Genomic DNA, 13825 nt, shown 5'->3' with positions numbered 1-13825 from the left:
TGCTTATTCCATGGCCAAGGCGGTGTCGGACCCGAGCCAGACGTACAGGTCGGGGTTCTGGGTCAGCATGTCGTCGGTATCGGTGGTGGTGCTGGCGATCGCCTGGGTCCCGGCGGTGCCTGAGGGTGCCGATTCGCCCGGACGCAGTTGCAGGCCGATGCCGATCGCCAGCAACCCCGAACACGCGGTCGCCAATAACCAGTAACCGCGACGGTTGCGCGAGGGCGCAGTTGCGTGACGTGCCTGGCGCAGGCGTGCCAGCGTCTGAGGCGGCAGGCTGGTGAGCGCGGCGGTGTGCAGTTGACGCAGCTGCGCGTCGAACCGGGCCGGATCGTGAGAGCGGTTCACAGGAAATCCTCGAACTGTTTTTGCAACGCGTCGCGCGCACGCGACAGGTGGGTTTTGACCGAGCCTTCGGAGCAGCCCATCGCCTTGGCGGTGGTGGCCACGTCCAGCTCTTCCAGCACGCGCAGCGTGAACGCTTCGCGCTGGCGCGCCGGCAGGCTGCGCAGGGCCTCGACCAGGCGCTGGTAGGCCTGTTGGTGTTGCTGTTGGTCGACCGGACCGGTGCCTGGGTCGGCCCAGTCGATGGTGCCTTCGTCGTCGGAACGTTCGGCCGGCGCCCAGAATTTCAGGCGGAAGGTGCGCCGCCGCTGCAGGTCGATGATGCGGCTACGCAGGATGCTCCAGAACAGTGGCGTCCATTCGGCCGCCGGGCGCTCGCGGTAACCGAGCAGCTTCACCATGGCGTCCTGCACCGCATCCAGCGCGTCTTCGCGGTGACGCAGGCCGGCCTCGGCAAAACGGAACGCACGCGGACCGATGCCGGCCAGAAAGGCATCCAGCGACACGGGCGCAGTGACGGCCGGTGGAGAGAGCTGCGGATCGAAAGGGGTTCCCACCAGCACAGCGTAGCTTCCGCGGAGACGATACAACGTCAACGGGCGAGGGTGGATTCGGTTGACACGTCTGCGCGCTGTCGCCGCGTGGATGGGCGGCCGTACGCACGCCGTGCACCAGACGATGCGAAGAGGATCAGCCGTGTGCTGTCTTTCACCGGCCGTGGCGGCACGGGCGGAGATCGGCGGCCTCGTCGCCGCTGGCGAGCGCTGCCGTCGATCCGGCAGTCAAGACCCGCTGATCTCAGCTGCTCAGCGCGCTGCCCACCAGCCCAGCACCAGCGCCGCGAGATAACAGGCCAGGTCGAAACCGCTATTGGCCAGCTGCAACAAGGTCCAGGCCAGGCCGGCGCCCATCTTCTGCGCCGAGGTCCATGGGTCCAGTCCCAGCGAGCCGCCAAGCTGTGCGGACGCAATGCCCCAGTTGGCACCGACGATCACCAGGACCGTGGCCACCAAGGTAATGCCGATGCGCACACTGCCGGCGCGCAACGTGCCCAGGCGCAGCATCCAGGCCACTTCCAGCGCGACCAGCAGCGCCATCCAGCCGGCCTGATGACCAAGCGCAAGGGCGATAAGCATCCAGGCAATGAGGGCGGTGACGCATCCCAGCAACAGGAGCGGGGGCCAGAGCCAGTGGGCGGTTCTGGCGGACGCGGTGGTGGGCGGCATTGGAGCTCCTGACAGTGCGCACATGATAGAGCGCGTGGCGCGTTTTGCGCTGCACTGCCGGTGTGAGCCACGGTGGCTGCAGATGACTGTGTTTCAGATGGAATGCAGCGTCGGCGGCACGACCGGCAGCGGCATCGCCGTGGTCGGCTAGAATGGCCGACTTGCGCGCATCCGCCGCGGCCCCATATCCAGCCCATGTATTCCCGTAGCAGCGAACCCGTCCAGTTCGAACGCGATTGCGATGCCGTCATGGTGCCGCAGGGTGATTCGGTGACCCTGCCCGCAGGCAGTTACGGCTATATCACTCAGGCGCTGGGCGGCAGCTATACCGTCTTTGTCGAAGGCAATCTGTTTCGCATTGCCGGCAAGGATGGCGATGCGATCGGTAAGGAGGCCCCGCCGGGGCTGGAATTGCCCGCCAATGCCAGCGATGAAGAGGTGGAAGCGCTGGTGTGGCAGCAGCTGCGCACCTGCTTCGACCCGGAAATTCCGTTCAATATCGTCGATCTGGGCCTGGTCTATGAGGCGGTGATCAGCCATCGCGAAGAAGACGATCAGCGCCGGGTCGACGTCAAGATGACCCTCACCGCGCCCGGTTGCGGCATGGGCGAGATCCTGGTCGACGACGTGCGCAGCAAGGTCGAGATGATTCCGACCATCGCCGAGGCCGATGTCGAGCTGGTCTTCGACCCGCCGTGGGGCCGGCATATGATGTCCGAAGCGGCCCGTCTCGAGACCGGCATGCTCTGATCGTCAGGCGCCATGTCGAAGAGGTGGCGCCGCGTCCTTTCGCCCGCCATACAGGAAACTTCCGGTGTCCGTGTCCTTCGCTTCCACCCGTTCCCCGTCGCCGCGCAGTGCCGACGAGCTGTCCGTGATCCTGGCCGCCCCCGGCTTCGGGCTGCACTTCACCGACCACATGGTCGCCATTTCCTGGACCAACGAGCTCGGTTGGCACGACGCGCAGGTGCGCGCGTATGGCCCGCTGCAGCTGGATCCGGCGGCCTCGGTGCTGCATTACGGCCAGGAGATCTTCGAAGGCATCAAGGCCTACCGGCATGCCGACGGCTCGATCTGGACCTTCCGCCCGCAGTCCAATGGCGAACGCCTGCAGCGCTCGGCGCGCCGGCTGGCGCTGCCGGAACTGCCGGTCGACCTGTTTGTCGAATCGCTGCGCCAGCTGGTGGCGGTGGATGCCAGCTGGGTCCCCTCGGCGCCGGAAACCAGCCTGTATTTCCGCCCGTTCATGATCGCCGATGAGGCCTTCCTGGGCGTGCGTGCGGCGCACAAGGCCTCGTACTACGTCATCGCAAGTCCCGCCGGACCGTATTTCGCCAAGGGCGTGGCGCCGGTGTCGATCTGGTTGTCCACCGAATACGCGCGTGCGGCCAAGGGCGGCACCGGTGCGGCCAAGTGCGGCGGCAACTACGCCGCCTCGCTGCTGCCGCAGCAGAAAGCCTATGCGCAGGGCTGCTCGCAGGTGCTGTTCCTGGATCCGGTGGAAGGCAAATACATCGAAGAACTGGGCGGCATGAACGTGTTCCTGGTCTACAAGGACGGCACGTTGGTGACGCCGGAATTGTCCGGCAGCATTCTGGAAGGCATTACCCGCGACAGCATCCTGCAACTGGCCCGCGACCGCGGCATGCAGGTGATCGAGCGCAAGGTCGCCATCGACGAATGGAAGCAGGGCGTAGCGTCGGGCGACATCACCGAGGTGTTTGCCTGCGGCACTGCGGCGGTAGTCACCCCGATCGGCGAGCTGAAGGGCGATGGCTTTGCGGTGGGCGATCTGTCCGCGCCGGCCGGCGAGGTGACCATGTCGCTGCGCCAGGAACTCACCGATATCCAGTACGGGCGTATCCCTGACCGCCATGGGTGGTTGGTGCGTTTGTCGTAAGCCGACACATTTCGTCAAAAAGGGCCCCCGCATGTCAGTGCGGGGGCCCTTTTTTGTTTGCGAGACAACAAAAGGGAGGATTTCGACAGGAATCGGGTCGAATTCAGCATGAATTACCTGTGATTAATGTCACAGAAACGTAATTTGATTTCTAAAATTACCAACTGCGTATTGTCCAGTCCGGTTTAGTTGGTATAGGTTCGCTGAACGGATCGATAACAGGGGCGATCCGGGACTCCGGATCTTCGCCCAAGGCGGCGTTTCCGGAAACACCGCTTCGGCGGTTCTCTTGACTGGAAGGGAATTCAATGCTCAACGAGACGTTTCGTCTGCGTCACCATGCGCTCCGCATCCTGGGTGTGTCGGCACTCACCTCGCTGCTGCTGGCAACGCCGGCCTTTGCAGGCGAGGTTTACTTAGACGGCCTGGCCACCGCACAGACGCATCAGAAATTCATCGTGACTTACAAGGACGGCAGCAACGCGCTGGCCAGTCCCACCGCCTTGAGCACTTCGCTGCGAGACGCTGCACGCGCGGTTCCGGCCAAGGCCGGCAAGGCACTGGGCTTGAACTCGGTGCGCCGCCTGGCGCTGGGACCGGAGCTGGTCCAATCCACCCGCGCGCTGGACCGTCAGGAAGCAGAAACCCTGATGCGCCAGCTGGCCGCCGACCCCAACGTGCAGAGCGTGGAAGTCGATCAGATCCTGCATGCCACGCTGACCCCCAACGACACGCGCCTGTCCGAGCAGTGGGGCTTCGGCACCACCAACGCCGGCCTCAACATCCGCCCGGCCTGGGACAAGGCCACCGGCACCGGCGTGGTGGTGGCGGTGATCGATACCGGCATCACCACCCATGCCGACCTCAACGCCAACATTCTGCCTGGCTACGACTTCGTCAGCGACGCGACCGCTGCGCGTGACGGCAATGGCCGCGACAGCAACCCGGCCGACGAAGGCGACTGGTATGCCGCCAACGAATGCGGCACCGGTATTCCGGCCTCCAATTCCAGCTGGCACGGGACCCATGTGGCCGGCACGGTGGCTGCGGTGACCAACAACAGCACCGGCGTGGCCGGCACTGCCTTCAACGCCAAGGTGGTACCGGTGCGCGTACTGGCCAAGTGCGGCGGCTCGTTGTCGGATATCTCCGACGGCATCGTCTGGGCCTCGGGCGGCACGGTCAGCGGCATTCCGGCCAACGCCAATCCAGCCGAAGTCATCAACATGTCGCTGGGCGGCGGCGGTGCCTGTTCGTCCACCCTGCAGAACGCGATCAACGGCGCGGTCTCGCGCGGCACCACCGTGGTGGTGGCGGCCGGCAACGATTCGGCCAACGTCTCCGGCTCGTTGCCGGCCAACTGCGCCAATGTGATCGCAGTGGCCGCCACGACCTCGGCCGGTGCCAAGGCCAGCTTCTCCAACTTCGGTGCCGGCATCGATGTGTCGGGGCCGGGTCAGGCGATCCTGTCCACCCTCAATAGCGGTACCACTACCCCGGGCAGTGCCAGCTACGCCTCTTATAACGGCACCTCGATGGCGGCGCCGCATGTGGCCGGCGTGGTCGCGCTGGTGCAGTCGGTTGCGCCGACCGCGTTGACGCCGGCAGCGGTGGAGACCTTGCTGAAGAACACCGCACGTGCGCTGCCTGGTGCCTGTTCGGGCGGTTGCGGTGCCGGCATCGTCAATGCCGATGCTGCAGTGACGGCAGCCATCAGTGGCAGCAACGGTGGTGGCGGTGGCGGAACCGGCAACACGCTGACCAACGGCACCCCGGTCACCGGCCTGGGCGCTTCCACCGGCGCGGAGCTCAACTACACCATCGCGGTTCCGGCCGGCAGCGGCACGCTGACCGTGGCGATCAGCGGCGGCAGCGGCGATGCGGACCTGTACGTGCGTGCCGGCAGTGCACCGACCGACAGCACCTATACCTGCCGCCCGTACCGCAGCGGCAATGCCGAGACCTGCACCATCACTGCGCCCTCGGGCACCTACTACGTGCGCGTCAAGGCTTACAGCACGTTCTCCGGTGTGACCCTGAGAGCCAGTTACTGAGGCCCGCGTCGGCACTGCCTGGCCGTTGTCAGGCAGTGCCGGCCCGCCGCCCGTAGCCGCGTTGCCCCATCAGCGATGTATCGCCCACGTCTGCCATATCGGCAGGCGCAGGGAATGTGTTGCCGCTCGGCCGGAATGGACATCGGCCAATCGTCTCAGCGGGCGTACGCGCCCGTGCAATTCCCGGCCCGATCCGCAGTGCGCGGTGAGGGTCTGGCCATCTCGCCGCAACTGCGGCACCTCTCATAATTAAGGAACGATCGATGTCCAATGTGTCGCAACGTCGTGCGCCTGCGCGCGCGCTGGTGGTCCTGGGTGTTTCCGCGCTGACCTCGCTGCTGGCCGTGCCGGCGTTCGCCGGTCAGGTGAATCTGTCCGGGCTGGATTCGCAGCCCACGCTGGACCGTTTCATCGTCAAATACCGGGATGGCAGCAGTGCGTCGGTGAGCCCGACCTCGATGCGCGCATCGCTCAATTCCGTTGCCAGTGCGGTGCCGGCACGCGCCGGCCGTACGCTGGGCCTGAACCATGTGCGTCGTACCGCGCTGGGGTCGGAAGTGCTCAAGACCACCCGTGGCCTGGACCGCGCCGAAGCCGAGACGCTGATGCGCCGGATCGCTGCCGACCCGGGCGTGGAGTACGTGGAAGTCGACCAGATCATGTACCCGACGCTGACCCCGAACGACACGCGTCTATCCGAACAGTGGGGCTTCGGCACCACCGCATCGAGCATCAACGTGCGTCCGGCCTGGGACACCGCCACCGGTACCGGTGTGGTGGTCGCAGTGATCGACACCGGCATCACCAGCCATCCGGACCTCAACGCGAACGTGCTGCCGGGTTACGACTTCATCAGCGACGCGGCGCGTGCGCGCGACAACAACGGCCGTGACAACAATGCCGCCGACCAGGGCGACTGGCGCGCTGCCAACCAGTGCGGGACCGGCGTGGCGGCAGCCAATTCCAGCTGGCACGGCACCCATGTGGCCGGCACCATCGCGGCAGTGACCAACAACAGCACCGGCGTGGCCGGCACCGCGTTCAACGCGCGCATCGTGCCGATCCGTGCGCTGGGCCTGTGTGGCGGCACCACCTCCGACATCGCCGATGCGATCGTCTGGGCTTCCGGCGGCACGGTCTCGGGCGTTCCGGCCAATGCCAATCCGGCTGAAGTGATCAACATGTCGCTGGGCGGCAACGGCACGTGTTCCAGCACCTACCAGAACGCCATCAACGGTGCGGTCTCGCGTGGCACCACCGTGGTGGTGGCGGCCGGCAACAGCAACGCCAACGTGGCCAACTTCACCCCGGCCAGCTGCGCCAACGTGATCTCGGTGGCGTCCATCACTTCGGCTGGCGCACGTTCCAGCTTCTCCAACTTCGGCACCACCATCGACATCTCCGGCCCGGGCTCGGCGATCCTGTCCACGCTCAACACCGGCACCACCACGCCCGGCAGCGCCAGCTATGCCTCCTACAACGGCACTTCGATGGCGGCCCCGCATGTGGCTGGCGTGGTGGCGCTGGTGCAGTCGGCGGCGACCCGTCCGTTGACCCCGGCGGCGGTGGAGACCTTGCTGAAGAACACCGCGCGTCCGCTGCCCGGCGCCTGCTCGGGCGGTTGCGGTGCGGGCATCGTCAACGCGGCTGGCGCGGTCAGCCAGACCCCGTAACGCTGCGCTGACGACGCCGATGCCGGTGCTGTTGCCGGCATCACGTCGGGTCTGCCCCGACTGCACTGTCGGTGTTTTGAAACCTGCACTGCCCCGCTTCGGCGGGGCAGTGTGCGTTCGGGCATCGGCGATTGCCCGGCTGCGAGGCAGCGCCGACGGCAATGGCTGAACGAAGCGCTCGCCAGTGCAGGTTGGCCGCTTCAGTGCCGCGTGCGGCACGCCGATAGCCACCCCACGTGAGGCGCGGCGGTATGCATGCCCACGCATGGGGCAGGGCGCATTGCAGTGGCGTTAGCGCGTTGCCATCCGGGTTGCCAGATCTTTGGGGAGGGATGGATTCATGTCGTATCACTCAGTTGGCGCACTGCGCCGCGCGGCGTTCGTCTGCGCATTGTCATGCACGTTTCATGCCGCCGCTGGCGAGGTCAATCTGCAAGGGTTGAGCTCCAGCAGCACCCATCAGCGCTTCATCGTCAGCTACAAGGACCGTGTCGGCAGCAGCCGGGCGACCGGCCTGTCGGCGCCCTGGCGCGACATCGCGCGCGCCGTGCCGGAAGTGCGCGGACGTGCGCTAGGTCTGTCGGCCACGCGCCGGCTCAGTACCGGCCCGATGCTGCTGGTGGCCGACCGCAAGCTGGACCGCGTGGATTCGGAAAGCCTGATGCGGCGTCTTGCCGCCGACCCGGCCGTTAAACGCGTGGAAGTAGACATCCTGATGCGGCCGTTGCTGGTGCCCAACGACCCGGGCGTACCGCAGCAGTGGGCGATGGGCGCGACCGCCGCCAGCCTCAACGTGCGCCCGGCCTGGGACCGTTCCACCGGCAAGGGCATCGTGGTGGCGGTGATCGACACCGGCATCACCAACCATCCGGACCTCGCGGCCAACGTGTTGCCCGGTTACGACTTCATTATCGACCCTGCAATCGCGCGCGACGGCAATGCGCGCGATGCGACTGCCGCTGACCAGGGCGACTGGGCGGCGGCCAACGAATGCGGACCCGGCGCATCGGCCTCCAATTCCAGCTGGCATGGCACGCATGTGGCGGGCATCGTGGCAGCGGTGGGCAACAACGCGGTGGGTGTTGTCGGCACTGCCTTCAATGCCAAGATCCTGCCGCTGCGCGTGCTGGGGCGATGCGGCGGCTACATGTCCGATATCGCCGATGCGATCGTGTGGGCGTCGGGCGGCAAGGTGAACGGCGTGCCGAACAATCCGAACCCGGCCACGGTGATCAATTTGTCGCTGGGCGGCTTCGGCACGTGCTCGACGACGTTGAGCAATGCCATCACCGCTGCGGTGACGCGCGGCAGCGCGGTGGTGGTGGCCGCCGGCAACAGCAATATGGATGTCTCCACCAGCGTACCGGCCAATTGCCCGAACGTGATCGCGGTGGCGGCCACCACCTCGTCCGGCGCCAAGGCCAGCTTCTCCAACTTCGGTAAGGGCGTGGATATCGCCGCGCCCGGGCAATCGATCGTGTCCACGCTCAATACCGGCACCACGGTACCGGGCAACGCCGCGTACGCGGTATACAGCGGCACCTCGATGGCGGCGCCGCATGTGGCAGGCGTGGTAGCGTTGATGCAGTCGGTAGCACTGAATCCGCTGACCCCGGCAACGGTGAAGGCTCTGCTCAAGAGCAGCGCACGGCCACTGCCGGTCGCCTGCCCCCAGGGCTGCGGGGCAGGGCTGGTGAATGCCGATGGCGCGGTGACGGCGGTGATCGATTCGACCACCTTGACCAGGAATGTGGCACGCACCGGGCTGAGCGCGGCGCTCTCCGATTCGCTGTATTACCAGGTCAACGTGCCGGCCGGCACGCGCTCGCTCAAAGTGACGCTTGCCGGTGGCAGCGGCAATGCCGACCTCTCCGTGCGGGCGGGCGCGCTGCCCACCGATGCGGCCTACAGCTGCCGCAGCATGCTGCCGGGCAATGGCGACAGCTGCACGCTGGCCGCGCCCGCGGCGGGCATCTATTACGTGCGCTTGAAGGCGACGCTGGGCTTTTCTGCGGTCAGCGTCACTGCGGCGTATTGAGCGATCCCGGCGCGATGGTGTTGCCGCGCCGGGCAGATGCTGAAACCTCTGGATCGCGAGCACTGGTCAGTGCACGCGGACGTGCGCTGCGACGTCGGTCAGAGGTCGCAGTGGGCGACTGCGATGTACACGGTAGGCCCTGGATTCTCAGTGTCGGACGCGCGCACCGACCGGTGCGCGCGGCATCGTGGTGTATGCGCTCACTCGCACAGCAGGCAGGCGCGCCCAGTCAGTGTGTGCAACAGCTGGTCGCCCGGCAATTCCAGCAGCAAACCGCGTTGCCCGGCGTTGATCCACAGCGACGGTGCATCCAGCGCGGTGGCTTCGATCAGCACCGGCGTCTGACGTTGCTGCCCGAGCGGGCTGATGCCGCCGACCTTGTAACCGGTGCGCCGTTCGGCATCGGCCACCTCCATCATGCGCGCCGACTTGCCGCCGTATGCGCTGGCCAATTTCTTCAACGACACCCGGCGATCGCATGGGATCACCACGCACACGGCCTGGTCGTCGACCCAGGCCATCAGCGTTTTCAGCACCGTATGCGGCGCCAGCCCCAGCGCGTTGGCCGCTTGCAATCCCTTCGCGTCGGCATCGGCCTGGTACGCGTAGGGATGCAGCACATAGGCCACGCCGGCTGCGTCCAATGCTGCGGTCGCGCGGGTCGCCTTGCTCATCGCTTCAGAGCGACTCGAAGCGGTTGGCGGCGACGTTCTTGCGCACCTTTTCCGGGTTCCAGATCCGCCCGTTCATGGCGATATACACGCCGGCCGGCAGCGACTGCACGGCGCCGACTGCGCAGCCGATATTGAATTCGGCATCCGAGCCGCGGAAGCGCGCCGGGTTGAGCGCGCCGGTCATCACAATGGTCTTGTCGGCGATCGATTGCAGCACCTTGCCGGTTTCCACCATCGAATCGGTGCCGTGGGTGATCAGCACGTGGCGCGTCGGCTGGGCAGCGATGGTGGCGCGCACCAGTTCGCGGTCGGCAGCGTTGATGTGCAGCGAATCCTTGCGGATGATCGGGATCACAGAGAAGCGGAAGGTCACGCCCAGTTCCTGGAGGATCTGGCCGATCTGCGGGTCGCCGATCTGGTAGTCCGATTTGTCGTCGAAGTAGATCTTGTCGATCGTGCCACCGGTGGTGACGATCAGGAGGTCTTCCATTGCTGGGAATCCTTAAAGCGGGTGGTGCAGTGTGAGATGCAAACGAGACGTCCCATGCTGCGATGAAGCAGCCAGGCGACGCAGCATCGGCGCGGTATAAAAACGCGCGAGGGTCGCCATGATACGACCCCGGCGCGCGCGCTGCAGGACGCTGGGCTAGCGCGCTGCGCGCCGCTTGCCGAACCGCGCCGCCACGCCCGGGCCGCTGACCAGCGCCACCACCAGCAGGGCCAGCAGCAATTCCAGCCACGCCAGCCCACGCGCTTGCGGCTGGCTCCAGGCCGCCATCACGCCATGACTGAACCAGCCCAGCGCGAACACCCCTGCCCAGAACCGCGCGAGCGCACTGCGCAGCGCCAGCGCGGCCAACAGCGCCGGCGGCAACGCGAATACCAGCAGTGCTGCGGTGCGATGGCGGTCGTCGTGAAACCAGACCACGAACACCACCGCCAGCGCCAGCAGTGCGGCGGTCAGCAGCCAATGCAGGGCGCGCAGGCTCATGGGCTGGCCAGCCGCCGCGCGATATCGGCCACCCGGCGGCCGAGCGCGCGCGCCAGCAGGGCTTCGTCGTCGCTGGGCTGCGGGTCGCCGGCTGCGCCGGAGACATGGCTGGCGCCATAAGGCGTGCCGCCGCTGGTGGTGTGGCTCAGCGCAGCTTCGGTAAACGGAATGCCGACGATCAGGCAGCCGTGATGCAACAGCGGCAATTGCATCGACAACAGCGTGGACTCCTGGCCGCCGTGCATCGAGGCGGTGGAGGTGAACACGCCCGCCGGTTTGCCGGCCAGTGTGCCGCTGGCCCATTCGGCGCCCAGGCTGTCGAGAAAATGCTTCATCGGCGCGGCCATGTTGCCGAAGCGGGTCGGGCTGCCCAGCAGCAAGCCGCTGCAATCGGCCAGATCGGCCTTGTCCACATACGGCGCGCCATCGTCCGGCACCGGCGGGGCGCTGGTCTGGGTGACCGCCGCCACCGGCGGTACCGTGCGCAGCCGCGCGCTCATGCCGGGCACTTCGCCGATGCCGCGCGCGATCTGCCGCGCCAACCGCGCCACCGAACCGCCACGGCTGTAATACAGCACCAGAATCTCCGCCATCGCGCATCTACCGCTTGTGTGAGTTGCCGCAGTATCGGCGATGGCGCGGTCGGGCTGCACGCCGCAGGTGCGACAAGGCCGCGATGACGGCGCATCGGGTACCCTTGCGCGATGTCGCGTGTGAACAAACTCCACCAATGGAAAGAACGTCTGCGCGACCGCGCGCGGACGGTCAGTTTCGGCCGCTTCCTGTGGCGCCGCTTTCTCGATGACCGCCTGTTCCAGGCCGCCGCGTCGCTCGCCTACACCACGGTGTTTGCGCTGGTGCCGTTGGCAATTGTGGTATTCGGGGTGCTGTCGGCGTTTCCGGCCTTCAACGAGTGGAAGGACGCGCTGACCGATTTCATCTTCAACAACTTCGTGCCCGGCGCAGCGCGCTCGGTGCAGAACTATCTCAACCGTTCGCTGGAAGATCTGGGCAAGTTCACCGTGGCCGGTATGGTCGCGCTGGTGGCTTCGTTGCTGATCACCCTGCACAGCATCGAGCAGACCTTCAACAGCATCTGGCGCGTGGCTGCCGCGCGGCCCAAGGTGACGCGGTTTTTGATTTATTGGACCGTGCTGACCCTGGGCACGATGCTGGCGGCCGCCTCGATGGCGATGGCCGCCTACGTGTTCGCGCTGCCGCTGTTCCGCACCACCGAAGGTCAATGGCTGGCCGAATTCGCCTGGCGGCTGGCGCCGATGGCGGTGGAATTCGTCTGCATCGTGCTGATCTACCGCGTGGTGCCGCAGCATGCGGTGCGCCTGCGGCATGCACTGCCGGGCGCGCTGCTGGCGGTGATCCTGATGGAGATCGTCAAATGGGGCTTCGGTTTTTATCTGGGCAATTTCCAGACCTATCAGCGCATCTACGGCGCGTTGTCGGCGCTGCCGATCCTGCTGTTGTGGATCTATCTGAGCTGGGTGTCGGTGTTGCTGGGCGCGTCGTTGGCCTCTTCGATGGCGGCGTTCCGCTATCAACCCGAAGCCATGCGCCTGCCGCCTGGCTTTGAAATCTATGGCTTGTTGCGCTTGCTCGGCCGTTTTCGCCAGGCGCGCATCCACGGCAACGGGCTCGACGAAGACCGCATCCTGGCGCTGGAACCCATGCTCACCGATACGCTGATGCAGGAGCTGCTGTGCGAGCTCAAACGCATCCGCCTGCTGCGCCGCGACGAACGTGGGCATTGGTTGCTGGCGCGCGATCTGGACGTGGTGCCGCTGGCCGAACTCTACGAAAGCTGCCAACTGCGGGTGCCGATCGAAGACCGCCCGTTGCCGTGTCGCGACGATGCCTACGGCCAGGCTGCCGCCGCTGCGTTGGAGCAATTGCGTCAACCGCTGCGTAGCGTGCTGGCGCAACCGGTCGGCGACCTCTACACCCATCTTCCCGGAGATCTTCCATGACCCTGCGCCTTGTGCGCGGCGCCTGTGCGCTGCTGTTGCCGCTGTTGTTGATGACCGCCTGCAAGCCCACCGGCGAGGGCGCCCCCGCCGCCGACACCGGCACTGCGCCTGCAGCAGCCCCCCAGGTGCCGGACAAACCTGCCGCAGCCGCAGACCCGGCAACTGCGCCCGATACCTCGGTGGTGCAGCAGACCGCCGAGATGCCGAAGTTGTCGCTGCCCACCGTCACTGGCGAGGCCTACGACCTGGCTGCGCATCGCGGCAAGTGGGTGGTGGTCAATTTCTGGGCCACCTGGTGCGCACCGTGCCTGAAGGAGATGCCGGAGCTCTCGGCGCTGCACACCATGCGCGACAGCATCGAAGTGGTGGGCCTGGCCTACGAAGACATCACCAGCGCCGACATGCAGGCGTTTCTGAAAGATCACCCGGTGTCGTATCCGGTGGCCATTCTCGACCCCTACCAGCCGCCACAGGACTTCGCCACGCCGCGCGGCTTGCCGATGACCTATCTGATCGGCCCGGATGGCAAGGTCGCCAAGCAGTTCCTCGGCCCGGTCACCGCGCGTGATATCGAAACCGCCGTGGGCATCACCGGCAAGGCCGGCTGATGCAGGCGGCGCGCTTCGTCGTCACCGGCGTGGTGCAGGGCGTGTGGTTCCGCGCCTCCACCCGCGAGCGTGCCGTTGCACTGGGCGTGCGCGGACATGCGCGCAATCAGGCGGACGGCAGCGTGGAAGTGATCGCCGCCGGTACCGATGCCGCGTTGAACGCGCTGGAAACCTGGCTCTGGCAGGGCCCGCCAGCGGCCAAGGTCGCGACCGTGACGCGCACGCCTTGCGCGATGCCGCCGACTGAAGACTTTGTAACTGGCTGAGCATTCGCCGTTGGAGCAGGGCAACAGACTTGCATGGCCTCGCCGATAACCTTCTCAACGCGATCACA

At 66.4% G+C, this 13825-nt stretch carries 15 protein-coding genes; 8 read left to right on the top strand and 7 right to left on the bottom strand.

What is annotated here, in order from left to right; all coding sequences use genetic code 11:
- Positions 1 to 3 precede the first annotated feature (3 nt).
- From AC1KVG_RS05955 to AC1KVG_RS05945, 3 genes are all read right to left on the bottom strand, one after another.
- Positions 4 to 348 (bottom strand): hypothetical protein, encoded by a 345-nt coding sequence (locus tag AC1KVG_RS05955; protein ID WP_006451760.1) that lies wholly within the window; start codon positions 346 to 348, stop codon positions 4 to 6.
- Positions 345 to 908: an RNA polymerase sigma factor gene (locus AC1KVG_RS05950; RefSeq protein WP_074058743.1), complete on the bottom strand. Its 564-nt coding sequence runs from the start codon at positions 906 to 908 to the stop codon at positions 345 to 347. Before AC1KVG_RS05950 ends, AC1KVG_RS05955 begins: the two co-directional genes overlap by 4 nt.
- A gap of 243 nt (positions 909 to 1151) precedes the next feature.
- On the bottom strand, positions 1152 to 1571 hold the full coding sequence (locus AC1KVG_RS05945) for a hypothetical protein (RefSeq protein ID WP_043909879.1): 420 nt from the start codon (positions 1569 to 1571) through the stop codon (positions 1152 to 1154).
- A gap of 195 nt (positions 1572 to 1766) precedes the next feature.
- On the opposite strand from AC1KVG_RS05945, the gene sufT reads away from it, so the two are divergent.
- The 5 genes from sufT (at position 1767) to AC1KVG_RS05920 (ending at position 9236) form a co-directional block, all read left to right on the top strand.
- On the top strand, positions 1767 to 2321 hold the full coding sequence (gene sufT, locus AC1KVG_RS05940) for a putative Fe-S cluster assembly protein SufT (RefSeq protein ID WP_006451756.1): 555 nt from the start codon (positions 1767 to 1769) through the stop codon (positions 2319 to 2321).
- 64 nt (positions 2322 to 2385) lie between these two features.
- Entirely contained in the window at positions 2386 to 3471 is a 1086-nt protein-coding gene (locus AC1KVG_RS05935; RefSeq protein WP_043888970.1) for a branched-chain amino acid aminotransferase, read from the top strand.
- A 308-nt stretch (positions 3472 to 3779) separates the two neighbouring features.
- Positions 3780 to 5525, top strand: a complete 1746-nt coding sequence (locus AC1KVG_RS05930; protein ID WP_115039884.1) for a S8 family peptidase — start codon at positions 3780 to 3782, stop codon at positions 5523 to 5525.
- Positions 5526 to 5788: 263 nt separating this feature from the next.
- Positions 5789 to 7198 carry a S8 family peptidase gene (locus AC1KVG_RS05925; RefSeq protein WP_481093756.1) on the top strand — a complete coding sequence of 470 codons (1410 nt, stop codon included), beginning with the start codon at positions 5789 to 5791 and terminating at the stop codon, positions 7196 to 7198.
- 340 nt (positions 7199 to 7538) lie between these two features.
- A complete protein-coding gene (locus tag AC1KVG_RS05920) occupies positions 7539 to 9236 on the top strand; it encodes a S8 family peptidase (RefSeq protein ID WP_481093755.1) in 1698 nt (565 codons plus the stop codon).
- A gap of 200 nt (positions 9237 to 9436) precedes the next feature.
- On the opposite strand, the gene ybaK is transcribed toward AC1KVG_RS05920, so the two are convergent.
- The 4 genes from ybaK to wrbA all read right to left on the bottom strand — a co-directional run bounded on the left by ybaK (position 9437) and on the right by wrbA (position 11494).
- The gene (gene ybaK, locus AC1KVG_RS05915; RefSeq protein ID WP_481093754.1) at positions 9437 to 9910 is read right to left on the bottom strand and encodes a Cys-tRNA(Pro) deacylase; all 474 of its coding nucleotides are present in this window, start codon (positions 9908 to 9910) and stop codon (positions 9437 to 9439) included.
- Between the two features lie 4 nt (positions 9911 to 9914).
- On the bottom strand, positions 9915 to 10400 hold the full coding sequence (locus AC1KVG_RS05910) for an asparaginase domain-containing protein (protein WP_481093753.1): 486 nt from the start codon (positions 10398 to 10400) through the stop codon (positions 9915 to 9917).
- A gap of 156 nt (positions 10401 to 10556) precedes the next feature.
- Positions 10557 to 10901 carry a DUF2069 domain-containing protein gene (locus AC1KVG_RS05905; protein WP_481093752.1) on the bottom strand — a complete coding sequence of 115 codons (345 nt, stop codon included), beginning with the start codon at positions 10899 to 10901 and terminating at the stop codon, positions 10557 to 10559.
- Positions 10898 to 11494 carry an NAD(P)H:quinone oxidoreductase gene (gene wrbA, locus AC1KVG_RS05900; protein ID WP_268212637.1) on the bottom strand — a complete coding sequence of 199 codons (597 nt, stop codon included), beginning with the start codon at positions 11492 to 11494 and terminating at the stop codon, positions 10898 to 10900. Before wrbA ends, AC1KVG_RS05905 begins: the two co-directional genes overlap by 4 nt.
- 111 nt (positions 11495 to 11605) lie before the next feature.
- Here wrbA and AC1KVG_RS05895 point away from each other — a divergent pair, with 111 nt between their 5' ends.
- From AC1KVG_RS05895 to AC1KVG_RS05885, 3 genes are read left to right on the top strand one after another with little or no spacing between them, the layout of a single operon-like run.
- The gene (locus tag AC1KVG_RS05895; RefSeq protein WP_115039888.1) at positions 11606 to 12883 is read left to right on the top strand and encodes a YihY family inner membrane protein; all 1278 of its coding nucleotides are present in this window, start codon (positions 11606 to 11608) and stop codon (positions 12881 to 12883) included.
- Positions 12880 to 13491, top strand: coding sequence for a TlpA family protein disulfide reductase (locus AC1KVG_RS05890; protein WP_481093751.1), 612 nt, complete (start codon positions 12880 to 12882; stop codon positions 13489 to 13491). Before AC1KVG_RS05895 ends, AC1KVG_RS05890 begins: the two co-directional genes overlap by 4 nt.
- Positions 13491 to 13757, top strand: coding sequence for an acylphosphatase (locus tag AC1KVG_RS05885; protein WP_006451974.1), 267 nt, complete (start codon positions 13491 to 13493; stop codon positions 13755 to 13757). Before AC1KVG_RS05890 ends, AC1KVG_RS05885 begins: the two co-directional genes overlap by 1 nt.
- Positions 13758 to 13825: the final 68 nt, after the last annotated feature.

The sequence above is a fragment of the Xanthomonas sp. NCPPB 3959 genome (assembly GCF_056675575.1).
This window is presented reverse-complemented; position numbering and strand designations above follow the sequence as displayed.

Coding starts and splice junctions, on each gene's coding strand:
- sufT (WP_006451756.1), top strand. CDS start 1,767: ATGTATTCCCGTAGCAGCGAACCCGTCCAGTTCGAACGCGATTGCGAT.
- AC1KVG_RS05920 (WP_481093755.1), top strand. CDS start 7,539: ATGTCGTATCACTCAGTTGGCGCACTGCGCCGCGCGGCGTTCGTCTGC.
- AC1KVG_RS05885 (WP_006451974.1), top strand. CDS start 13,491: ATGCAGGCGGCGCGCTTCGTCGTCACCGGCGTGGTGCAGGGCGTGTGG.
- ybaK (WP_481093754.1), bottom strand. CDS start 9,910: ATGAGCAAGGCGACCCGCGCGACCGCAGCATTGGACGCAGCCGGCGTG.
- AC1KVG_RS05890 (WP_481093751.1), top strand. CDS start 12,880: ATGACCCTGCGCCTTGTGCGCGGCGCCTGTGCGCTGCTGTTGCCGCTG.
- AC1KVG_RS05945 (WP_043909879.1), bottom strand. CDS start 1,571: ATGCCGCCCACCACCGCGTCCGCCAGAACCGCCCACTGGCTCTGGCCC.
- AC1KVG_RS05925 (WP_481093756.1), top strand. CDS start 5,789: ATGTCCAATGTGTCGCAACGTCGTGCGCCTGCGCGCGCGCTGGTGGTC.
- AC1KVG_RS05910 (WP_481093753.1), bottom strand. CDS start 10,400: ATGGAAGACCTCCTGATCGTCACCACCGGTGGCACGATCGACAAGATC.
- wrbA (WP_268212637.1), bottom strand. CDS start 11,494: ATGGCGGAGATTCTGGTGCTGTATTACAGCCGTGGCGGTTCGGTGGCG.
- AC1KVG_RS05930 (WP_115039884.1), top strand. CDS start 3,780: ATGCTCAACGAGACGTTTCGTCTGCGTCACCATGCGCTCCGCATCCTG.
- AC1KVG_RS05895 (WP_115039888.1), top strand. CDS start 11,606: ATGTCGCGTGTGAACAAACTCCACCAATGGAAAGAACGTCTGCGCGAC.
- AC1KVG_RS05905 (WP_481093752.1), bottom strand. CDS start 10,901: ATGAGCCTGCGCGCCCTGCATTGGCTGCTGACCGCCGCACTGCTGGCG.